Source organism: Paraburkholderia sp. BL6665CI2N2, from assembly GCF_004366535.1.
Classification (GTDB): domain Bacteria; phylum Pseudomonadota; class Gammaproteobacteria; order Burkholderiales; family Burkholderiaceae; genus Paraburkholderia.
The window spans coordinates 5,108,422-5,129,646 of record NZ_SORC01000001.1 but is presented as its reverse complement, the minus strand read 5'-3'; the positions used below and the strand labels follow the sequence as shown (position 1 = coordinate 5,129,646).

General features: G+C 63.1%; 18 protein-coding genes and 1 pseudogene. 13 read left to right on the top strand and 6 right to left on the bottom strand.

Annotated features, from left to right (window positions below; translation table 11 throughout):
* Positions 1-3: 3 nt before the first annotated feature.
* From accB to B0G81_RS22905, 4 genes are all read right to left on the bottom strand, one after another.
* Positions 4-471 carry an acetyl-CoA carboxylase biotin carboxyl carrier protein gene (gene accB, locus B0G81_RS22920; protein ID WP_106285201.1) on the bottom strand — a complete coding sequence of 156 codons (468 nt, stop codon included), beginning with the start codon at positions 469-471 and terminating at the stop codon, positions 4-6.
* Positions 472-539: 68 nt separating this feature from the next.
* Positions 540-995 (bottom strand): type II 3-dehydroquinate dehydratase, encoded by a 456-nt coding sequence (gene aroQ, locus B0G81_RS22915; RefSeq protein WP_030100935.1) that lies wholly within the window; start codon positions 993-995, stop codon positions 540-542.
* Positions 996-1,188: 193 nt separating this feature from the next.
* On the bottom strand, positions 1,189-1,740 hold the full coding sequence (locus B0G81_RS22910; RefSeq protein ID WP_166679048.1) for a TlpA disulfide reductase family protein: 552 nt from the start codon (positions 1,738-1,740) through the stop codon (positions 1,189-1,191).
* Positions 1,741-1,750: 10 nt separating this feature from the next.
* Positions 1,751-2,404, bottom strand: coding sequence for a UDP-N-acetylmuramate--alanine ligase (locus B0G81_RS22905; protein ID WP_106285203.1), 654 nt, complete (start codon positions 2,402-2,404; stop codon positions 1,751-1,753).
* Between the two features lie 278 nt (positions 2,405-2,682).
* On the opposite strand from B0G81_RS22905, the gene mpl reads away from it, so the two are divergent.
* From mpl to B0G81_RS22875, 6 genes are all read left to right on the top strand, one after another.
* Positions 2,683-4,077, top strand: coding sequence for a UDP-N-acetylmuramate:L-alanyl-gamma-D-glutamyl-meso-diaminopimelate ligase (gene mpl, locus B0G81_RS22900; protein WP_106285204.1), 1,395 nt, complete (start codon positions 2,683-2,685; stop codon positions 4,075-4,077).
* Positions 4,074-4,676 (top strand): YqiA/YcfP family alpha/beta fold hydrolase, encoded by a 603-nt coding sequence (locus B0G81_RS22895; protein WP_134138430.1) that lies wholly within the window; start codon positions 4,074-4,076, stop codon positions 4,674-4,676. Before mpl ends, B0G81_RS22895 begins: the two co-directional genes overlap by 4 nt.
* A 196-nt stretch (positions 4,677-4,872) precedes the next feature.
* The gene (locus B0G81_RS22890; RefSeq protein ID WP_134138429.1) at positions 4,873-6,990 is read left to right on the top strand and encodes an RNB domain-containing ribonuclease; all 2,118 of its coding nucleotides are present in this window, start codon (positions 4,873-4,875) and stop codon (positions 6,988-6,990) included.
* Positions 6,987-7,850: a shikimate dehydrogenase gene (aroE, locus tag B0G81_RS22885; RefSeq protein ID WP_134138428.1), complete on the top strand. Its 864-nt coding sequence runs from the start codon at positions 6,987-6,989 to the stop codon at positions 7,848-7,850. Before B0G81_RS22890 ends, aroE begins: the two co-directional genes overlap by 4 nt.
* Before the next feature lie 48 nt (positions 7,851-7,898).
* The gene (mtgA, locus tag B0G81_RS22880; RefSeq protein ID WP_121307153.1) at positions 7,899-8,621 is read left to right on the top strand and encodes a monofunctional biosynthetic peptidoglycan transglycosylase; all 723 of its coding nucleotides are present in this window, start codon (positions 7,899-7,901) and stop codon (positions 8,619-8,621) included.
* Between the two features lie 202 nt (positions 8,622-8,823).
* Entirely contained in the window at positions 8,824-9,963 is a 1,140-nt protein-coding gene (locus B0G81_RS22875) for an IS481 family transposase (protein WP_134138426.1), read from the top strand.
* Positions 9,964-10,336: 373 nt separating this feature from the next.
* Here the strand turns inward: B0G81_RS22875 and B0G81_RS22870 are convergent, their stop codons facing one another.
* The gene (locus B0G81_RS22870) at positions 10,337-10,789 is read right to left on the bottom strand and encodes a hypothetical protein (RefSeq protein ID WP_134138427.1); all 453 of its coding nucleotides are present in this window, start codon (positions 10,787-10,789) and stop codon (positions 10,337-10,339) included.
* Positions 10,790-11,388: 599 nt separating this feature from the next.
* Between B0G81_RS22870 and B0G81_RS22865 the strand changes: the two are divergent.
* A pseudogene (locus B0G81_RS22865) lies at positions 11,389-12,833 on the top strand (IS1182 family transposase).
* Between the two features lie 401 nt (positions 12,834-13,234).
* On the opposite strand, the gene B0G81_RS22860 reads toward B0G81_RS22865, so the two are convergent.
* The gene (locus B0G81_RS22860; RefSeq protein WP_134138426.1) at positions 13,235-14,374 is read right to left on the bottom strand and encodes an IS481 family transposase; all 1,140 of its coding nucleotides are present in this window, start codon (positions 14,372-14,374) and stop codon (positions 13,235-13,237) included.
* A gap of 474 nt (positions 14,375-14,848) precedes the next feature.
* On the opposite strand from B0G81_RS22860, the gene B0G81_RS22855 reads away from it, so the two are divergent.
* From B0G81_RS22855 to araG, 6 genes are all read left to right on the top strand, one after another.
* Positions 14,849-15,835, top strand: coding sequence for an IclR family transcriptional regulator (locus B0G81_RS22855; RefSeq protein WP_134138425.1), 987 nt, complete (start codon positions 14,849-14,851; stop codon positions 15,833-15,835).
* Positions 15,832-16,884, top strand: a complete 1,053-nt coding sequence (locus B0G81_RS22850) for a 2-dehydro-3-deoxygalactonokinase (protein WP_134138424.1) — start codon at positions 15,832-15,834, stop codon at positions 16,882-16,884. The genes B0G81_RS22855 and B0G81_RS22850 overlap by 4 nt, the downstream gene beginning before the upstream one ends.
* Before the next feature lie 36 nt (positions 16,885-16,920).
* Positions 16,921-17,601 (top strand): 2-dehydro-3-deoxy-6-phosphogalactonate aldolase, encoded by a 681-nt coding sequence (locus tag B0G81_RS22845; RefSeq protein WP_116118308.1) that lies wholly within the window; start codon positions 16,921-16,923, stop codon positions 17,599-17,601.
* Positions 17,598-18,374: an SDR family oxidoreductase gene (locus tag B0G81_RS22840; RefSeq protein ID WP_116139093.1), complete on the top strand. Its 777-nt coding sequence runs from the start codon at positions 17,598-17,600 to the stop codon at positions 18,372-18,374. Before B0G81_RS22845 ends, B0G81_RS22840 begins: the two co-directional genes overlap by 4 nt.
* A gap of 132 nt (positions 18,375-18,506) precedes the next feature.
* Positions 18,507-19,505: an arabinose ABC transporter substrate-binding protein gene (locus B0G81_RS22835; RefSeq protein ID WP_106311003.1), complete on the top strand. Its 999-nt coding sequence runs from the start codon at positions 18,507-18,509 to the stop codon at positions 19,503-19,505.
* A 175-nt stretch (positions 19,506-19,680) separates the two neighbouring features.
* Positions 19,681-21,219, top strand: coding sequence for an L-arabinose ABC transporter ATP-binding protein AraG (araG, locus tag B0G81_RS22830; protein WP_106285244.1), 1,539 nt, complete (start codon positions 19,681-19,683; stop codon positions 21,217-21,219).
* Positions 21,220-21,225 lie beyond the last annotated feature (6 nt).

The following is a 21,225-nucleotide window of genomic DNA, read 5'->3' as shown; positions in this document are numbered from 1 at the left end:
GCGTCAGCCGACCACGAACAGCGGTTGGCCGTACTCGACCGCCTGGCCGTTTTCGACGAGGATTTCCTTCACCACGCCGGACTTGTCCGACTCGATTTCGTTGAGCAGCTTCATCGCTTCGATAATGCAGATCGTCTGGCCTTCCTTGACCGTGTCGCCCACCTGGACGAACGGATCGGCACCCGGCGACGGCGCACGGTAGAACGTGCCGACCATCGGCGAGGTCACCACATGGCCCTGCGGCGCGACGGCGGCCGGCGTAGCCGGCGCGGCTGCGGCAGCCGGCGCTTCGCCGCCGATTGCCGGTGCCGGCTGCGCGTATTGCGGCGCATATGAGGCGGACGGCTGCACGTAAACCGGCGGCGCATTCTTGACGATGCGGACCTTGCCTTCGCCCTCGGTCACTTCGAGTTCGGAAATACCGGACTCCGAGACGAGGTCGATCAGAGTTTTCAGTTTACGTAAGTCCATCAGGCAGCCCCTTTAATGCGAAAAGTGCCGGCGCATACGCAGCCGGCGCAAATTAGACGTGTTTGGAATCAGCCGCGCGACGAGCCGGCGGACAGCCGGTCGAGCGCGAATTCGAGCGCGTACATATATCCCTTCCAGCCGAGACCGCAAATCACGCCCTCAGCCTGGTCGGAGAAATACGAGTGGTGCCGGAACGGTTCGCGACGATGCACGTTCGACAGATGAATCTCGACGAACGGGATGCCGACCCCCGCCAGTGCGTCCCGAATGGCCACGCTGGTATGCGTGTACGCGGCGGGATTGATCAGTATGAAATCGGTTTTTTCAGTCCGCGCGGATTGGATGCGGTCTACCAGAGCGCCTTCGTGATTGCTCTGGAACGACGCGAGTTCGACGCCTGCGTCCGCTGCGCGGTCCGCCAGCGCCTGATCGATCTGCGGCAAGGTCACGCGACCGTAGACCTCGGGTTCCCGGGTGCCGAGAAGGTTGAGGTTGGGTCCGTGCAGTACCAGCAGTCGCGTCATGGTCGCTTCTTTTTCCGTGGAATTGGGCGCACTTTAGCGCTGATTAGAGAAACTTGTCTAGTTTCGCGCGCGTACGGATCGATGCCGGCGGCGCTTTGCCGCCGCGCCGGGCGCCCATCTTCTCTCAAATCCGTGGGATTTGCGCGTAATTTCGCGCCTTCCGCGGGTAATCGAGCGTCAGAAAAATGTGAAATTAAAGCGCGTCGAGCGTTTGTTTCAGCGCTTGCGGGTCGATTTGTCCCAATTTTGTCGAGCGAATGTTGCCATTTGCGTCGATTACGACGGTAAACGGCAGCCCGCCCGCAGTATTGCCGAACGCACGCGCGAGGTCGGCACCGCCGAAGCCGGTGATGTAGATCGGATACGCCACTTTTACTTTCTGCAGGAACGCCTGAACGTTTTTCTCTGAATCGACGCCAAGTCCAACGAACTGGATGCCTTTTTTCGCGTAGTCGCGCTGAAGCTGCGACAAAGACGGCATTTCTTCGACGCAAGGCCCACACCACGACGCCCAGAAGTTGACGACGATTGGGTGCCCTTTGAGCACACTTAGCGTTTGCGGCTTGCCGTCCACCGTCGTGACGGGGGCGGTCCAGAGCTGAGCGACCGCGCTTTGGGGGGAGGCCGGTTGCGCGGCGTGCGCGACTTCCCCGGCACCGCCGTTCAGCCAATGGTTGGCCAATACCCCGCCCCCCGCGGCGACGATGGCGACACACGCGCCCGCCAGAATCCGTCTCATATTCATCTTGGTCAGTCTAGTTGGTTGAAGGAGCGACGTCGCTGCCGTCGAGCAGCGTCTGCACGGCCTGCAGGTTCGCGCGCGCCGTGCGGCCGCGCGCGTCGGCACGCACCGCGCCGCGCAGGTCGTCCGTTTCGTAGAGCGCCACGTGCACGCCGACCGGCTCCGCGTCGCGGCCTTCATTCGTGGGGCGCCACAGAAAGCTAAGCGTCTCGACATAGCCGCGGCCGGCGAAATGCCGCGTTTCCGAGACGTCGTACTGAATGTCGGCGTTAAGAAAATAGATCGCGACTTCTTTGGGGTTGTCGCAGAACACCTGAAGGTGGATATCCGAGTGCTCGCCGGCGGTGCCGCCTAGCACCGCGCCGGTCAAATAAGGATTGAACGGCGCGAGCCGTTCCATCCAGTCGACCGCGATATGGCGCAGCCGCCGCAGCAGCGCGGGCTGGCTGTCGCCCTGGAATAGCGACTGATACTCGCGGATTTCTTCTTCAATCTGGTCGTTATCCGGCAGCCATTCGCCGGCAACACGGCTCTCGCCGATCACTTGGCGGGCGGCTTTGCGCTTCGCCGTGGCGTAGTCCAGACCGTCTTCGGCGATCAGGCGGGCAGCCGCGATGGCGATTTCCTCGCGCACGCGCTGCGGATCGAAGTGTGATTTGCGAACCATCCCTCGATCATACTAGAGATTGGCGACGGCCTTTCCTGGCGGGTCGCACAGCGCGCGGGGCGCGGCGGCGCGGGCGCGCACGCATAGGGTGATCGAAAGGCGTCGGTTACAATAGCGTCCTTTGCAGACGGTCGTTTCGGCCGCTCTTCTGCGCTCCCATCCCTCTCAGGAAAACCCCGGGCCTCGCCCGCTTTTCTTGCCCCCTCGGGGGACCGGCGCGAAGCGCCGGATTAGTAGGGGCTCTTCCAGGAAAAACGCCCGCGCGGCACGACAGGCTTATGCACATCCACATCCTCGGTATCTGCGGCACGTTCATGGGCGGTCTCGCGGTCCTCGCGCGCGGCGCGGGCCACACCGTGACGGGTTGCGACGCTGGCGTCTATCCGCCCATGAGCACCCAGCTCGAGGCGCAAGGCATTGGCCTGATTGAAGGCTACGACGCGGACCAGTTGAACGGCCTGAACGCGGACCTGTTCGTGATCGGCAATGTGGTCTCGCGCGGCAACCCGCTGATGGAAGCCATTCTCGACCGGGGCTTGCCGTACACCTCCGGCCCGCAATGGCTCGGCGAACATGTCCTGAACGGCAAATGGGTGCTGGCGGTGGCCGGCACGCACGGCAAGACGACCACCAGCTCGATGCTGACCTGGCTGCTCGAAGACGCCGGCCTCAACCCGGGCTTTCTGATCGGCGGCGTGCCGCTGAATTTCGGCGTGTCGGCACGGCTGACCGACTCCAGCTTCTTCGTGATCGAAGCCGACGAGTACGACACGGCCTTCTTCGACAAGCGCTCCAAGTTCGTCCACTACCGGCCCAAGACCGCGGTGCTGAACAACCTCGAATTCGATCACGCTGACATCTTTCCGGATCTGGGCGCGATCGAAACGCAGTTCCATCATCTGATCCGCACCGTGCCGGGAATCGGCCGCGTGGTCACGAATGGCCGTGAAGACGCGCTCGAGCGCGTGCTGACCCGCGGCTGCTGGAGCGAAGTGGAGCGCTTCGGCGTGCAGGGCGGCTGGCAAACCTTGCCGGCGGAAGACGGCGTGCCGGTCGACGAGCGCTTCGCCGTGTATCACAACAGCAAGCGCGTCGGCGTGGTCGAGTGGGAGGTGCAAGGCGAGCACAACCGCATGAACGCGCTGGCCGCGATCGCCGCTGCACGCCATGTCGGCGTGCCGCCGGCGCAGGCGGCACGGTCGCTGGCGAGCTTTCGCAACGTCAAGCGGCGCATGGAAGTGCGCGGCAGCGTCGACGGCGTGACCGTGTACGACGACTTCGCGCATCACCCGACCGCGATCGATACGACCGTAGCCGGCTTGCGCGCCCGCGTCGGCCGCGACAACACGCGAATTCTCGCCGTGCTGGAACCGCGCTCGAACACCATGAAGCTCGGCGTGATGAAGGCGCAATTGCCGGCCAGTCTCGCCGACGCCGACCTCGTGTTCGGCTACGGCGCGCCGACCGGCCGCGACGCGCTCGGCTGGAATCTCGGCGAGGCGCTCGCGCCGCTCGGTGGCAAGGCGCAGGCTTTCGACAATCTCGACGCGCTGGTCAAAGCGGTAGTCCACGCAGCGCGCCCCGGCGACCAGATTCTGGTGATGAGCAACGGCGGCTTCGGCGGCGTGCATCAGAAACTGCTCGACGCCCTTTCCGCGCGAGGCGCTTCGTGATCCTTTATCTGCATGGTTTCCGCTCGTCACCCAATTCGTTCAAGGCGCGCGTGCTGGCGGCGCGGCTCGTCGAGCTCGGCCGCAGCGACGAATGGTGTTGTCCGATGTTGCCGGTTTCGCCGTTCGAGACCGTGGCGCTCGCCGAATCGCTGGTGGCCGCGGCGCAGCCGAAAGTCGTCACCCTGATCGGCAGTTCGCTCGGCGGCTATTTCGCCACGTATCTGGCTGAAAAGCACGGTTGGCCGGCGGTGCTGCTGAACCCGGCGGTCGTGCCGCAGCGCGATCTGAGCGCCTATCTCGGCGAGCAGCCGTTGTGGCACGGCGGTGGCAGCATCGTCGTCGAGCCGCATCATCTGGATGAGTTGCGCGCGCTCGGCGTCGCCTCGATCACGCGGCCCGAACGCTATTATTTGATGGCCGCCACCGGCGACGAAGTGCTCGACTACCGCGAAATGCTCGCGCACTATCCCGGCGCACGGACTACGCTGATCGAAGGGAGCGATCACGCGATCAGCGAGTTCGCGCAATACGTCGACGACGTGCTGGCCTTTTGCGACGCGGAAGACGTCGAGCCGCCGGCGCCGCGCGAAGCCGCTTGATGTTGCATTCAGTCACGTCATGCCGGGTGTTCCGGCAGCGCGGCAGTTGCCGCGCATCATGATTCATGCCGCAGGCGCGCGCGTACCGCGCCGCGGATCCACTACCACGAACACGTTGCCGTGCCGCGCACGCAGTGACCGATCGCTGAACCAGATCGGGCGCGCCGGCAGATGCAAGTCAGAACGAGAGTATTGAGTGAACGTTTTCTTCGAGGAATCGGGCAGTTTCAAGGCCGGCAGCGTGCTGTCGCGCCAGGGCGATGCTTTTCAGGTCGAGCTGCCGGGCGGCCGGCGCACCAAGGTGCGCGCGAAAGACGTGCTGATCGAATTCGAAAAGCCGAGCGCGGCCGAGCTGATGCAACAAGCCGACGCCGCCGCGCAGGAGATCGATCTGGATTTTCTGTGGGAATGTGCGCCTGACGACGAGTTTCCGTTCGCGACCCTCGGCGCCGAGTATTTCGGCGAGCGTTTCGGCTCGATCGAGCGCGCCGCGCTGGTGTTGCGCATGCACGGCTCGCCGGTGTACTTCCGCCGCAAGGGCCGCGGCATGTATCAGCGCGCGCCACAGGAACAACTGAAAATGGCGCTCGCCGGCCTCGAGCGCAAGCGCCAGCAGGCGCTGGTGCAGGCCGGCTATGAAGACGAGCTGAAAGCCGGCCGTCTGCCGGAAGCCTTCACCGGCAGCAAGGCGCTAACGCTGTTGACCAGGCCGGACAAAAACACGATCGAGTACAAGGCGCTCGAAGGCGCTGCGGCGGCACGCGGCATCTCGCAAGCGCGTCTGATGCTGGAAAACGGCGCCATTCCGTCGGCGCGCGCGTTGCACGAAGCGAAATTCCTTTCCGAGTTTTTCCCACACGGCACGGGCTTTCCGCCCGTTTCTGTCGGCAGCTTGCCGGAAGATCTGCCCGAAGCAAACGTGCAGGCATTTTCGATCGACGACATCACCACGACTGAAATCGACGACGCCTTCTCCGTCGAGCATCTGGCCGATGGCCGCGTGCGGATCGGCGTGCATATTGCCGCACCGGCGCTCGGCATTCAGCGTGGCGACGAGGTCGATGCGATCGCTCGCACGCGTCTGTCGACCGTGTATATGCCTGGCGACAAGATCACCATGCTGCCCGACAGCGTCGTCGAAGCGTTCACGCTGGCCGAAGGCGGCCTGCGTCCGGCGCTCTCGCTGTATGTGATCGTCAATCGCGAGACGCAGGAAATCGTCGCGAGCGAAACGCGCGCCGAGCGCGTGTTCGTGAAGAACAACCTGCGCCACAACACGCTCGACGAGTTGGTCACCGAAGAGGCGCTCGCCGCCGGCACCGGCGACTATCCGCACAAGGACGACATCGCCGTGCTGTGGCCGTTCGCGCAGGCGCTGTTCGAAAAGCGCCAGGCCGCGCGCGCCGGTTACGGTTTGCGTCGCGAAGTGCAGCGCAACACCGACTTCAACTTCTACGTGGAAGGCGAGCACATCACGATCACGCCGCGCCGGCGTGGGTCGCCGCTCGATACGATCGTCGCCGAGCTGGCGATTCTCGCGAACTCGTCGTGGGGCGCGTTCCTGCATGACCACGGCGTGCCGGGCATTTATCGCACGCAACGCGCATTCGGTGCGCCGACCGGTCCGAAGCGTACGCGCATGCAGACTAACGCCGCGCCGCACGAAGGACTCGGCGTCACGCAGTACGCCTGGAGCACGTCGCCGCTGCGTCGTTATGTCGACCTGGTTAATCAGTGGCAGTTGATTGCCTGCGTGCAGCACGGCGTGACCGCGAAACTGGCCGCGCCGTTCAAGCCCAAAGACGCCGATCTATTCGCTGTCGTGCAAGGTTTCGACGATACGTATACCGCGTATGCCGATCACCAGCGCCGCATGGAATATTTCTGGTGTCTGCGCTGGCTGAAGCAGGAGAACCGGAAGCAGGTGGTGGCGTCGGTGGTGAAGGGCGATCTGGTGCGCCTTGAAGAGATTCCGCTGCTGCTGCATGTGCCTGGCCTCGGCGTGCACGCGCGCGGCACGCGTTTGCAGATGGAAGTGATGTCGATCGATGAGTTGACTGTCGAAGCGTCCGTGCGTCTGTTGCACGTGCTCGACGCGCCGACCGTGACGAGCGGCAGCGAGGCTGAGGAAGCGGACGAGGGCGAAGAGGAGATCATCGACGCCCCGGACGAGAGCGCCGAAGGCGAAGCCGAGGCGCAGGCCGAAGCCGAACTCGACGGCAACGACGCGGCCGCTGTGAAGAACGATGCCGAAAGCAGCGATGGCGCGGACGGTGCCGTTACCCATCAGCACATTGCGGAGCCGGGGCGATGAGCACCCAGGATTCACGCGACCGCTATGCGGTCATCGGCAACCCGGTCGGCCACAGCAAGTCGCCGTTCATTCATGGGCGCTTTGCCGCGCAGACCGGCGAGCCCGTCGAGTATGGCCACCTGCTCGCGCCGGTGGATGCGTTCGTGCCGCACGTGCGGGCCTTCATCGATGCGGGCGGGCGCGGGCTGAACGTGACCGTGCCGTTCAAGCTCCACGCGCATGCCTTTGCGGACACGTTGTCGCCGCGCGCGGCGGCGGCGGGCGCGGTGAATACGTTGCGCATCGACGCGAATGGTATTTACGGCGACAACACGGACGGCTTCGGCCTCGTGCGTGACATCGAGGTGAATCTCGGCGTGTCGTTGAAGGGCGCGCGCATTCTGTTGCTCGGCGCGGGCGGCGCCGCGCGCGGCGTGGTGCTGCCGATGCTGGACCGCACGCCGCATACGTTGACCATCGTCAATCGCACGGCGGAAAAGGCCGAGGCGCTGGTGGATCAATTCGCGCAAGCCGCGCGTGATGCCGCGTGCCGATTGAGCGGCGGCAGCGCGCGGGCGATCGAGGCGGGCACCTACGACGTGATCGTCAACGCGACGGCGGGCAGTCTGGACGCGTCGCTGCCGGAGTGCGACGACCGCGCGTTCGGCAACGGCACGCTTGCCTACGACATGATGTACGGCGCGCATCCGACGGTCTTCATGGAACATGCGCGGAAGCTGGGCGCGCACGGTGCGGATGGGCTCGGCATGCTGGTCGAACAGGCGGCTGAATCGTTTTACGTGTGGCGTGGTGTGCGGCCTGACGGCGCACCGGTGCTGGCCGAATTGCGCGCGCTGTTGACGGCGCCTTCGCACGCCTAAGGCGGCGTTTACTTTGCAGCGGCCATGGACACGAGGACTCGACGCACGATGACAGCAACGCGGCGCGTGAGCCGGCCAGGTCCGGTGCGATGGATCGTCTATCTGGGCGCCGTGGTGGCGATTGCGTGGCTGGCGACGCAGGCGTTTTACTTCGGGCAGATCGCGGTTTGGAACTACGTCAATCCGCGGAGTACGTCGTTTATGCGGTCGGACGCGTGGCGGTTGTCGCAGGATCGGCCGGATCTTTCAGTGCAGCATACGTGGGTGTCGTACGACCAGATTTCGCGGAATCTGAAGCGCGCGATTATTGCTTCCGAGGATGCGAATTTTGTTAATAACAACGGCTATGAGACCGACGCTATTTTGCAGGCCTGGGAGCGGAATAAGGCTAAGGGCAAGATTGTGCGCGGTGGGTCGACGATTACTCAGCAGTTGGCGCGGAATCTGTTCTTGTCTCGGGAGAAGAGTTATATCCGGAAGGGGCAGGAACTCATCATTACCTGGATGCTTGAGACCTTGATGGACAAGGAACGGATCTTTGAGATTTATCTCAACTCCGTTGAGTGGGGGAATGGGGTTTATGGGGCTGAGGCGGCGGCTCATTACTACTACAAGACTTCGGCGAGTAGGTTGACTGCTGCGCAGTCGGCGCGATTGGCGGTCATGCTGCCGCAGCCTAAGTATTTTGATGAGCATCGGGGGTCGCAGTATCTGGCGCAGCGGGCGCGGGTTATTGCGAGGCGGATGGGGGCGGCTGAGTTGCCCGATTGAGGTTTTTTGCTCTGGTCGGTGGTTTGGTTGGGGGTTTTCGTGGGGTTGGCCTTTCCTTGCATTGTTAGTGGTCTATTAGCGTCGCCCCTGTGCGGGGCAGGCACCTACTTTCTTTGCCGCGGTGTATGGACCGGAGACATGGGTAACAGGTGTGCGGAGACATGGGTAACACTCTGGGCGAGCGAATCGCCTGGAGCCGGTTATGCCCTGGAACCCGAGAGACACCATGAATCTGCGTCTGGAATTCGTTCAGCTGGCCTCGCAGGAAGGCGCCAACCGTCGTGAACTGTGCCGGCGCTTTGGCATCAGCCCGAAGACCGGCTACAAGTGGCTCGATCGCCACGCGCAGGGCGGAGCCACCGCGCTGACGGATCATTCGCGACGGCCCCGGCAGAGTCCGGCACGCACGACAGCGTCGGTCGAGCAGCGCGTGGTCGAACTGCGGCGGGCGCATCCGGCCTGGGGTGGACGCAAGATCAGCCGACGTCTGTGCGATCTGGGTCACACGGACGTGCCCGCTCCCAGCACTGTGACCGATATCCTGCATCGCCACGGGTTGATCGACCCGGCCGCTTCCGATGCCGCCACGGCCTGGCAGCGCTTCGAGCATGCGCAGCCCAACGATCTCTGGCAGATGGATTTCAAGGGCTGGTTCGACCTGCAGGACGGACGGCACTGTTCACCACTGACCATGCTGGACGATCATTCGCGCTACAACGTGACACTCGATGCCTGCATCTGCACCGACACCCGGATCGTCCAGCATCATCTGGAGCGCACGTTCCGCCGCTACGGGCTGCCGCTGCGCATCAACGCGGACAACGGTTCGCCGTGGGGCAGCCCCAGCCAGCCGGGCCAGTTGACCGAACTGGCCATCTGGCTCATCCGGCTGGGCGTGCGACTGTCGCACAGCCGCGTGGCGCATCCGCAGACCAACGGCAAGGAGGAGCGGTTTCACCGCACGCTGAAGGCCGAGGTGATCGCCGGGCGCCATTTCAGGGACCTGCCCAGCGCCCAGCAGGCGTTCGATGAGTGGCGCCCGGTCTACAACCATCAACGCCCGCATCAGGCACTGGACATGGCGACCCCGGGCACGCGCTATCGACCGAGTCCACGCGCCTACCCCGAAATCCTGCCGCCGATCGAGTACGGCGCAAACGACCACGTGCAGTGCGTGAAGTGGAACGGTGAACTACGCTTCAGGAACCGGCGATTCAAGGTATCGAACGCATTGCAGAACCTGCCCGTAGCCATCCGCGAGCGCGTCGATGAAGAGAGCTGCTACGACCTGTTTTTTGCGCATCACCGTTTCGGAACCATCAACCTGAACCAGCAGGAATGAGCGGATCATGTGTTACCCATGTCTCCGCACACCTGTTACCCATGTCTCCGGTCCATACACCGCGGCAAAGAAAGTAGGCAAAGAAAGCCGCTTCACACCGCCAGCCTGTAAGCGGGCCCCTCGCGCAGTCGCAATAGTGGTGCATCTGGAATCTGTGTTCTCGCACATTCGGCGCTAGTGACAAGGCCGTCATACTTCCCGCCTCGCGCTACGCGCTCGCCGGAAGGGTCTGCTTCTATCCTAACCAGTGGGTTTCTCTGTGCGCTGTGGGGCCGTCGGCTTCGCCTCGGCTTTGGGCCGTAACGACTTTCGGTATTTGGTGCGCTTCAGTTCGGAGCTTCTTCGAAGCGACGTATATCGACGCAGAGCTTTGTCAATGCGCTGCTGTCGTTGCTCGCGTAATGGTTCTAAAGCGAGGTTGTCTGTTCTGCATCGTTCTTTTTGCGCCGATACGCTCACAGTCTTCTGACGCTGTCTTCGTGGCCTTTGCAAGAAGGTCCGCTGCGTGGCGCGCTGTGATGCGGCTCTGCGGAATTCCCTTGGCATCAAGCGCGATCACCTGGTACAACTCGCGGTCGATCTCGACTTCGCGTTGGTAATCCTCGCAGGTGTCGAGCAGCAACTCCAGCAATTTCCGCTGGCGATGTCTCTCCTCTCGCGTCACCGCCGGACCCCTGACTATCGAGGCCGCAAGTGTCACCAGCTTGTCCAGTTGGCTTAGCTGCCGCTCAAGCAGCCCAAAGGCGGACAAGGCGAGCTTTTCGTATTGAAGTGCATCAACGGGTGGGCGCGATGTGGTTCGAGAATTCTTGACGGATTTACTCATGGCGCGATCTCCCTGAAACTTACCTGGATCGCCCGACACGCGCTTGCAAGGTGGTGAGCGGGCACAGTGACAGGTCGACAGACCGGCGTAGAACCAAAACCGGCAGACCCGTAGGTCTCCATGCCAAGGCCCGCCCATGGAAAGAAGGCGTGCTAAAGCTAACGCGCGTCTGCGATACAGACGCGCGGGTTCTACTCTACGTGCAGGCTGTCGAGCCTGAACCATCGCGAACGCGACGGCAGACCAAGTTTAGACAGGTCACGCCGAGAGTGATCACCTGTACGAGCTAAAAGGCGCGCACAGCCTTCATTTCCGAAATTTCCCTGGCATTACTTCCGATTCGGAGTGACCCCGCCAAGCAAATTCCTCAGGAAATGCGGCATTCCTCACCGAGAAACAGCCGTGAGGTGTGAGGACAACCACTTTCCATGCCCATTGGACATTTCATTTCAAGCGACCACTTTTCACACACCGGCACTTCAGCGACGCCGAGCCGAATCCGATGGCCCCACAGTACAGAGAGAAACCTACGGGTCGAGCTTGTGTGAAAACACGCTGATCGCCTAGACTGGATTAACTCATTCAGCGTGGGTGACCGGATGAAGCGATTCATAGAAGGTGAAGATCGCAAGCAGGTGACGCTGCTTCCAAAGTGCCTCGATGACTTCGTTGCCGAGGACAATCCGGTCAGGATTATCGACGCGTTCGTTGAAGAGCTTGACCTTGCATCACTGGGCTTCGATGGCGCGATGCCGTCGACTACAGGTCGCCCGTCCTATCATCCAGCCGTGCTGTTGAAAATCTATATTTACGGTTACCTGAACCGGGTCCAGTCGAGCCGTCGGCTGGAACGTGAATGCCAACGCAATGTTGAATTGATGTGGCTCACCGGCCGCCTGGCGCCGGACTTCAAGACCATCGCCGACTTCCGTCGTGACAGTGGAACAGGCATCCGCAACGTATGTCGCCGCTTCGTTGTCTTATGCCGCGAACTGAAGCTGTTCTCGCAAGCGCTCGTTGCCATCGACGGTAGCAAGTTCAAGGCAGTCAACACCCGCGATCGCAACTTCACAGAGGGTAAGGTCGACAAGCGTCAGAAGCAGATCGAGGAGAGCATCCAGCGGTATCTGAACGCGCTGGAGACTGCCGATCGTACGCAACCCGCTGAGCTGGAAGCGAAGACGACCCGGTTGCAGGACAAGATCGCACGCTTGCGCGAGCAGATGCGAAGCCTTGATCAGATCAGGGAGCAACTCAAGACGCAGCCTGATGGCCAACTCTCGATGACTGATCCCGACGCGCGCTCCATGGCGACGAGCGGCAAAGGCTCGGGAATGGTCGGCTACAACGTACGGGTGGCAGTAGACGCCAAACACCACCTCATCGTTGCTCACGAGGTCACAAACTCTGGCAGCGACCGGGCGCAACTCAGCCCCATAGCGAAAGCTGCACGCGATGCGATGGGCAAGACCAGACTGCGGGCAGTCGCCGATCGTGGCTACTACAGCGGGCCTCAGATCAAAGAGTGTGCGGATGCCGGGATCGCGGTAATGCTGCCGAAACCCACGACATCAAGCGCGAAATGCCATGGTCGATTTGATAGGGCTGACTTCATCTACATTGCGCGGGACGACGAATACCAGTGTCCAGCCGGTGAACGGGCAATCTACCGTTTCACCGGGGAGGAACACGGTATGCAATTGCGCCGTTACTGGAGCAGCGCCTGTCCTCATTCCCAATAAAATCACAATGCACGCCAAGTCCATATCGGCGAATCACCCGATGGGAGCACGAGTCGGTGTTGGAAGGTGTTCAACGTCAACTCGACAAAACGCCAGAGGCGATGACAGTGCGCAGGCGGACCGTCGAACATGTCTTTGGAACGTTCAAGCACTGGATGGGCTACACACATTTCCTGACACGCAGGCTGCCCAACGTGGGGACCGAGATGAGCTTGAACGTACTTGCCTACAATCTCATGCGAGTGCTGAGAATCCTGGGGTTCAAGAAAACGATGAAAGCGATGCGGCTGGTGGGTGCGTGAGCACCCGTAGGTCCTAAAACTAGACCCTTGAACTTGTTTGGAGCGCGTTAGAGACGTTCAGCGTCTCGTCATCGCCGCGACACCCCCAAAGACAGCCAAACGCGCCGACGGCCAGGTTTCCCCGTCGGATTGCAACTCCGTCGAGTTTCCACACGGCCTGGGTCAGAAGCGGACCCTTCCGGCGAGCGCGCAGCGCGAGTCGGGAGGTATGACGGCTTTGTCACTGGAGCCGAATGTGCGAGAGCACAGATTCCAGATGCACCACTACCGCGGCTGCGCGAGGGCCCCGCTTAGGGGTTAGCGGTGTGAAGCGGCTTTCTTTGCCTACTTTCTTTGCCGCGGTGTATGGACCGGAGACATGGGTAACTGGTGTGCGGAGACATGGGTAACACATGATCCGCTCATTCCTGCTGGTTCAGGTTGATGGTTCCGAAACGGTGATGCGCAAAAAACAGGTCGTAGCAGCTCTCTTCATCGACGCGCTCGCGGATGGCTACGGGCAGGTTCTGCAATGCGTTCGATACCTTGAATCGCCGGTTCCTGAAGCGTAGTTCACCGTTCCACTTCACGCACTGCACGTGGTCGTTTGCGCCGTACTCGATCGGCGGCAGGATTTCGGGGTAGGCGCGTGGACTCGGTCGATAGCGCGTGCCCGGGGTCGCCATGTCCAGTGCCTGATGCGGGCGTTGATGGTTGTAGACCGGGCGCCACTCATCGAACGCCTGCTGGGCGCTGGGCAGGTCCCTGAAATGGCGCCCGGCGATCACCTCGGCCTTCAGCGTGCGGTGAAACCGCTCCTCCTTGCCGTTGGTCTGCGGATGCGCCACGCGGCTGTGCGACAGTCGCACGCCCAGCCGGATGAGCCAGATGGCCAGTTCGGTCAACTGGCCCGGCTGGCTGGGGCTGCCCCACGGCGAACCGTTGTCCGCGTTGATGCGCAGCGGCAGCCCGTAGCGGCGGAACGTGCGCTCCAGATGATGCTGGACGATCCGGGTGTCGGTGCAGATGCAGGCATCGAGTGTCACGTTGTAGCGCGAATGATCGTCCAGCATGGTCAGTGGTGAACAGTGCCGTCCGTCCTGCAGGTCGAACCAGCCCTTGAAATCCATCTGCCAGAGATCGTTGGGCTGCGCATGCTCGAAGCGCTGCCAGGCCGTGGCGGCATCGGAAGCGGCCGGGTCGATCAACCCGTGGCGATGCAGGATATCGGTCACAGTGCTGGGAGCGGGCACGTCCGTGTGACCCAGATCGCACAGACGTCGGCTGATCTTGCGTCCACCCCAGGCCGGATGCGCCCGCCGCAGTTCGACCACGCGCTGCTCGACCGACGCTGTCGTGCGTGCCGGACTCTGCCGGGGCCGTCGCGAATGATCCGTCAGCGCGGTGGCTCCGCCCTGCGCGTGGCGATCGAGCCACTTGTAGCCGGTCTTCGGGCTGATGCCAAAGCGCCGGCACAGTTCACGACGGTTGGCGCCTTCCTGCGAGGCCAGCTGAACGAATTCCAGACGCAGATTCATGGTGTCTCTCGGGTTCCAGGGCATAACCGGCTCCAGGCGATTCGCTCGCCCAGAGTGTTACCCATGTCTCCGCACACCTGTTACCCATGTCTCCGGTCCATACACCGCGGCAAAGAAAGTAGGTGCCTGCCCCGCACAGGGGCGACGCTAATAGACCACTAACGCGTCAAGGAAAGGCCAACACCCGCACACCACAACCCAACAACTCAGCCCACGGCAAAAAAATCCCATTATCTGAATCCGACACTCACATATTGGAGCTTTCTCAAAAACCGCCCTACAATCCACCCCAACAAGCAGAAAGCGCCGCACGGCACGGAGAAACTCCCGCCGCCAGGCGCCGAAAAAGCGACAGCAAGAAGAAACCGGAGACAAAGCCCAAACCATGCCGAAAGCCCAAAGGCATCACCGCCGCGCCAGCCATACCGCGAGCAATCAAGGCCCTCTCTCCGGCCCCGCGCTGTAAGCGCAAAAAAAACCACCGAAAAGCGAATCGCCATGAACAAAGCGATGCCTACTCACGCCGCGAGCGAATCCGAAGCCGATCTATCGCCATCCGTCGACCACGCGACTAGCGGCACGCCGCCACGTCCGTCGGCGCCCACCGCCAAGACGCCGCGCGCGAACGCCGGCATCCACCCGGCCCCGGTGGACGGAATCGCGCTCCCCAGCACGCTGCTCGACATCACCCCGCAGCAAGCCGGCACGCAAACCCTCCTGCGCGGCCTGGCGATCCTCGAAGCAGCAGCAGCGGGCGTGCGCGACCTCCGCACCTTCGGCGCCGCGCTCGGCACGACCCGCAGCACCACGCATCGTCTGGTCAGCAGTCTCGTGCAAGCGCGCTATCTGCGCCAGGTCCAAGGCGGCTACCTGCTCGGCCCGAAGCTAATCGAACTCGGCACGATCGCGCTCGAACAGATGCCGCTCACCGCGGTCGCTCGCCAGCACCTCGAATCGCTCGCGGAACAAACCCTCGACACGATCCACCTCGGCGTGCGCGACGGCGACGACGTCCTCTACATCGACAAAATCCCCGGCACTCGCGGCCTCGAAATGCGCTCGCGCGTCGGTCACCGCATGCCGCTGGCATCGACGGGGATCGGCAAGGCCATGATGCTCGACCTCACGCCGGACGTCTGGCAGTCGCTGTTTGATGCCTCGCGCCGCGCGCTTGCCGGCGTCAGTTTCAAGCCGGATAACCGTCCCGACGCGCAGACCTTCATGCAGCGCATGACCAACTACGCCGCCGGCGGCTACACCTTCGATCTCGAAGAAAACGAAGCGTCGATCCGCTGCGTCGCGGCTCCCGTGCGCGATGCGTCGGGCGCGGTGGTGGCGGCGCTGTCGGTGGCGAGCACGATTCCATACATGTCGCTCGAACGCATGGACGAACTGATTCCGGTCGTGCAGCGCGAAGCGCGCGCGATTTCGGAAGAACTGGGCTGGCGCGCTCCGCAGCCGGCAACCCGCAGGATCAAGCGATGAAGCGAGCGGGTTCTCCCACCCAGGCAGCCGGCCACGCTGCAGCCGTTTCGGTCGACGCGAGCAACGAGCACGCCGCGCTGATCGCGCTCGACTGGGGCACGACGTCGCTGCGCGCCTATCTGTACGACGCGTCCGGCAACGTGCTGGCGACGCGCGCATCGACGGCGGGCATCATGAATCTGCCGCGCAGCGCGGAGCAGGGCGGCTTCGACGCGGCCTTCGACGACGCCTGCGGCGCCTGGCTCGAACACGCGCCCGGCGCGCCGGTGATCGCGGCAGGCATGGTCGGCAGCGCGCAGGGCTGGCTGGAAGCGCCGTATGTGGACACGCCGGCGAGCGCCGATGCGCTGGTGGCGGGCATCGTCCGCGTGCAGGCGGCGTGCGGCGTGACGCTGCATATCGTGCCGGGCGTCCTGCAACGCGGCGAACTGCCCAACGTGATGCGCGGCGAAGAAACGCAGATCTTCGGCGCGCTCGGCGAACAGACAAACACTGTTGACAGCGGCAAGCGCTCGCTGATCGGTCTCCCCGGCACTCACGCCAAATGGGCGGTGGTGCAAGCGGACCGCATCGAGCGTTTCCACACCTTCATGACCGGCGAAGTATTCGCGGCACTGCGCGAACACACGATTCTCGGCCGCACGATGCTCACGCCTGATCTTCCGGACACCGGCGCGTTCCTGCATGGCGTGAACATCGCGCGGGAAAAAGGCCAGGCGGGGGTGCTCGCGACCGTGTTCAGTTCGCGCACGCTCGGCCTCACCGGACAACTGTCGCGCGAACAGCAACCGGACTATCTGTCGGGGTTACTGATCGGACACGAACTGGCTGGTCTCGACGCCGTGCTTGCGCAACAGCAAAGCGCGCTCGCCGGGCAGAGCCTGCGCCTGATCGGCAACGAAGCGCTGTGCGAGCGTTATCGGCTCGCGCTGGCGCAATTCGGCTGCACCCAGGCGGAACTGGTCAAGCACGCCACCGAGCGCGGCCTGTGGCGCGTCGCCTCGCAGGCGGGGCTCGTCAAACCGGCCGCCAAGACGGCGCGCGCCTGACCATCAGCGCCGCCGCCCACGAAACAAGGAACCGACATGCAACCTCACATCAATCTGCCCGCTCCGTACATGCCGCACGCGGGTTTGATCGCGGCGTTCGAGGCGTGTCCGCTGATCGCGATCATGCGCGGCGTGACGCCCGCCGATGCCGCCGAGCACGGCCAGGCGCTCTACGAAGCCGGCTTCCGGATTGTCGAAGTGCCGCTGAATTCGCCGCAGCCTTTCGACAGCATCGCAGCGATCCGCAAGGTTTTGCCGGCGGATGCGATCGTCGGTGCGGGAACGGTGCTGCATCCGAGTTTCGTCAACGACGTGAAGTCGGCGGGCGGCGAACTGATCGTCATGCCGCATAGCGATCCGGAAGTCGTCGGTGCTGCGAAAGCGCAAGGCATGGCCTGCGCGCCGGGCGTCGCGACGCCCAACGAAGCATTCCTTGCGTTGAAGAACGGCGCGGACGTGCTGAAGATGTTCCCCGCCGAACAACTCGGCTGCCAGGTCGTGAAAGCGTGGCGCGCGGTCATCGCGGCGGAAGTGCCGCTGGTGCCGGTCGGCGGCATCACGCCCGACAACATGGGCCCGTTTTTGAGCGCGGGTGCGAACGGCTTCGGCCTCGGCTCGGCGCTGTATAAGCCGGGGCAGAGCGCGGCAGTGACGGCTTCGCACGCGAAGGCGTACATCAACGGTTTGCGCATCGCTCGCGCGGGTGCGAAGAAATGAAACGGCTCGCCGGCAAAGTCGCGCTTGTCACCGGCGCCGGCCGCGGCATCGGCGCGGCGATCGCGCATGCGTTCGCGCGCGAAGGCGCGGCAGTCGTGCTGGCCGAACTGGATATCGAGACCGCGCAGCAGACGGCGGAGCACATCGAGTCGCAGACTGGCGCGCACGTGCTCGCGGTGCATACGGACGTGACGCAATCCGCGTCGGTTCAGCACGCGGTGAGCGAAGCCGAACGCGCATTCGGCGCGCTCGACGTGCTGGTGAACAACGCCGGCATCAACGTGTTCTGCGACCCGCTCACCATGACCGACGACGACTGGCGCCGCTGCTTCGCGGTCGATCTCGACGGCGTGTGGAATGGTTGCCGCGCGGCCTTGCCGGGCATGGTGGAACGCGGCGCGGGCAGCATTGTGAACATCGCCTCGACACATTCGTTCAAGATCATTCCGGGCTGTTTTCCGTACCCGGTGGCGAAGCACGGCGTGATTGGACTGACGCGCGCGCTCGGCATCGAATATGCGCCGCGCAATGTGCGGGTCAACGCGATCGCGCCGGGTTACATCGAAACGCAATTGACGCATGACTGGTGGAACGAACAAGCCGATCCGGCCGCCGCCCAGCAAGCGACGCTCGATCTGCAGCCGATGAAACGCATTGGCCGCCCGGAAGAAGTCGCGATGACGGCGGTGTTTCTCGCTTCGGACGAAGCGCCGTTCATCAACGCCACCTGCATCACGGTGGATGGCGGGCGCTCGGCGCTGTATCACGACTGATTTTTGCAGGACTCGGATTGCGCAGGGGCGCATGGAGTACACCGGACGACGCGCTGGCCGCGTGTGTCACACCCGGTACAAGAAGACGCGGCCGATACCTTCTCGTTATCAATTAGTCAGGAGACACGCATCATGAAACGTAGAATTTTCCTCACGCTGGCAGCAGCGGCGACGGGTGTGCTCTTCAACGCACCGGTCGCGCAAGCCGCCGATCCGGTGAAGATCGGCTTCCTCGTGAAGCAGCCGGAAGAACCGTGGTTCCAGGACGAGTGGAAGTTCGCCGAAATCGCCGCCAAGGAAAAGGGCTTCACGCTGGTGAAGATCGGCGCGCCGTCGGGCGAGAAGGTGATGAGCGCCATCGACAACCTGTCGGCGCAAAAGGCCCAAGGCTTCGTGATCTGCACGCCTGACGTCAAGCTCGGACCGGGCATCGTCGCGAAAGCGAAGGCCGACGGCCTGAAGATGATGACGGTGGACGATCGCCTGGTCGACGGCGCGGGCAAGCCGATCGCGTCGGTGCCGCATATGGGCATCTCGGCGTACAACATCGGCAAGCAGGTCGGCGACGGCCTGGCTGCGGAAATCAAGAAGCGCGGCTGGGACATGAAGGACGTGGGCGCGATCGACGTGACCTACGAACAGCTGCCGACCGCGCATGACCGCACCAGCGGCGCAACCGACGCGCTGATCGCCGCCGGCTTCCCGAAGGCGAACATCATCGCCGCGCCGCAAGCGAAGACCGACACGGAAAACGCGTTCAACGCCGCCAACATCGCGCTGACGAAGAATCCGAACTTCAAGCACTGGGTCGCTTACGGCCTGAACGACGAAGCCGTGCTCGGCGCCGTGCGTGCCGCGGAAGGCCGCGGCTTCAAGGCGGACAACATGATCGGTATCGGCATCGGCGGTTCGGACTCGGCACTCAACGAGTTCAAGAAGCCGTCGCCGACGGGCTTCTACGGCACGGTCATCATCAGCCCGAAGCGTCACGGCGAAGAAACCTCCACGCTGATGTACGACTGGATCACGCAAGGCAAGGCACCGCCGCCGCTCACGCTGACGACCGGCATGCTGGCCACGCGTGACAACGTCGCCGATGTGCGTCAGAAGATGGGCCTCGCGGCGAATTAAGCTCCGTGATTCAGTACGCTGTGCAATGAAGGAAACTGCCGGCGCGCCTTTTGCCAAAGATCGGCGCGCCGGCAGCAGCAATAAAAGATCAGCAGTAGAGACAGGCCGTGCTTTTGCGATGTTGCCCACCAAGCACATCGACGAACTCGGTTCACACGAAGCAACAGGAGGCGAAGTGTCAGCGACGCTACGTTTTGACAATATCGGTAAAGTCTTTCCAGGCGTGCGCGCGCTCGACGGTGTGTCCTTCGACGTCAACGTCGGCCAGGTGCACGGCCTGATGGGCGAAAACGGCGCAGGGAAATCGACCCTGCTGAAGATTCTCGGTGGTGAATACCAGCCCGACTCGGGCCGCGTGATGATCGACGGCAACGAGGTGCGCTTCACGAGTGCGGCGTCGTCGATCGCGGCGGGTATCGCGGTGATTCACCAGGAGCTGCAATACGTGCCTGACCTGACGGTCGCGGAAAACCTGCTGCTCGGACAACTGCCGAACTCGCTCGGCTGGGTCAACAAGCGCGAAGCCAAACGCTTCGTGCGCGAACGCCTCGAAGCGATGGGCGTGGCGCTCGACCCTAACGCGAAGCTGCGCAAGCTCTCCATCGCGCAACGGCAGATGGTCGAAATCTGCAAGGCGCTGCTGCGCAACGCGCGCGTGATCGCGCTGGACGAGCCGACCAGTTCGCTGTCGCATCGTGAGACGGAAGTGCTGTTCAAGCTGGTGCGCGATCTGCGCGCGGACAACCGCGCGATGATCTACATCTCGCACCGCATGGACGAGATCTACGAACTGTGCGACGCCTGCACGATTTTCCGCGACGGCCGCAAGATCGCTTCGCATCCGACGCTCGAAGGCGTGTCGCGCGACACCATCGTCAGCGAGATGGTGGGGCGGGAAATTTCGGACATCTATAACTACTCGGCGCGCCCGCTCGGCGAAGTACGCTTCGCGGCGAAGGCGATCGAAGGCCACGCGCTCGCGCAACCGGCTAGCTTCGAAGTGCGGCGCGGCGAGATCGTCGGCTTCTTCGGCCTGGTGGGCGCGGGCCGCAGCGAACTGATGCATCTGGTGTACGGGGCCGATCACAAGAAGGGCGGCGAGTTGATGCTCGACGGCAAGCCGATCAAGGTGCGCAGCGCGGGCGAAGCGATCAGGCACGGCATCGTGCTATGCCCGGAAGACCGCAAGGAAGAGGGCATTGTCGCGATGGCGACCGTGTCGGAGAACATCAATATCAGTTGCCGCCGTCACTATCTGCGCGCCGGGATGTTCCTCGACCGCAAGAAGGAAGCGGAAACCGCGGATCGTTTCATCAAGCTGCTGAAGATCAAGACGCCGAGCCGCCGCCAGAAGATTCGTTTCCTTTCGGGTGGTAATCAGCAGAAGGCGATTCTGTCGCGCTGGTTGGCCGAGCCTGATCTGAAAGTGGTGATTCTCGACGAGCCGACGCGCGGTATCGACGTCGGCGCGAAGCATGAAATCTACAACGTGATCTATCAGCTTGCCGAACGCGGCTGCGCGATCGTGATGATTTCGTCGGAGCTGCCGGAAGTGCTCGGCGTGTCCGACCGGATCGTCGTAATGCGCCAGGGCCGCATTTCCGGCGAACTGTCGCGTAAGGATGCAACGGAACAATCGGTATTGAGCCTTGCGCTGCCGCAAAGCTCGACCGCACTGCCCGGAACGGAAACCGCTGCCCAACAGGCGGCCTGAACATCA

Coding starts and splice junctions, on each gene's coding strand:
- accB (WP_106285201.1), bottom strand. CDS start 471: ATGGACTTACGTAAACTGAAAACTCTGATCGACCTCGTCTCGGAGTCC.
- aroQ (WP_030100935.1), bottom strand. CDS start 995: ATGACGCGACTGCTGGTACTGCACGGACCCAACCTCAACCTTCTCGGC.
- B0G81_RS22910 (WP_166679048.1), bottom strand. CDS start 1,740: ATGAATATGAGACGGATTCTGGCGGGCGCGTGTGTCGCCATCGTCGCC.
- B0G81_RS22905 (WP_106285203.1), bottom strand. CDS start 2,404: ATGGTTCGCAAATCACACTTCGATCCGCAGCGCGTGCGCGAGGAAATC.
- mpl (WP_106285204.1), top strand. CDS start 2,683: ATGCACATCCACATCCTCGGTATCTGCGGCACGTTCATGGGCGGTCTC.
- aroE (WP_134138428.1), top strand. CDS start 6,987: ATGAGCACCCAGGATTCACGCGACCGCTATGCGGTCATCGGCAACCCG.
- mtgA (WP_121307153.1), top strand. CDS start 7,899: ATGACAGCAACGCGGCGCGTGAGCCGGCCAGGTCCGGTGCGATGGATC.
- B0G81_RS22875 (WP_134138426.1), top strand. CDS start 8,824: ATGCCCTGGAACCCGAGAGACACCATGAATCTGCGTCTGGAATTCGTT.
- B0G81_RS22870 (WP_134138427.1), bottom strand. CDS start 10,789: ATGAGTAAATCCGTCAAGAATTCTCGAACCACATCGCGCCCACCCGTT.
- B0G81_RS22860 (WP_134138426.1), bottom strand. CDS start 14,374: ATGCCCTGGAACCCGAGAGACACCATGAATCTGCGTCTGGAATTCGTT.
- B0G81_RS22855 (WP_134138425.1), top strand. CDS start 14,849: ATGAACAAAGCGATGCCTACTCACGCCGCGAGCGAATCCGAAGCCGAT.
- B0G81_RS22850 (WP_134138424.1), top strand. CDS start 15,832: ATGAAGCGAGCGGGTTCTCCCACCCAGGCAGCCGGCCACGCTGCAGCC.
- B0G81_RS22845 (WP_116118308.1), top strand. CDS start 16,921: ATGCAACCTCACATCAATCTGCCCGCTCCGTACATGCCGCACGCGGGT.
- B0G81_RS22840 (WP_116139093.1), top strand. CDS start 17,598: ATGAAACGGCTCGCCGGCAAAGTCGCGCTTGTCACCGGCGCCGGCCGC.
- B0G81_RS22835 (WP_106311003.1), top strand. CDS start 18,507: ATGAAACGTAGAATTTTCCTCACGCTGGCAGCAGCGGCGACGGGTGTG.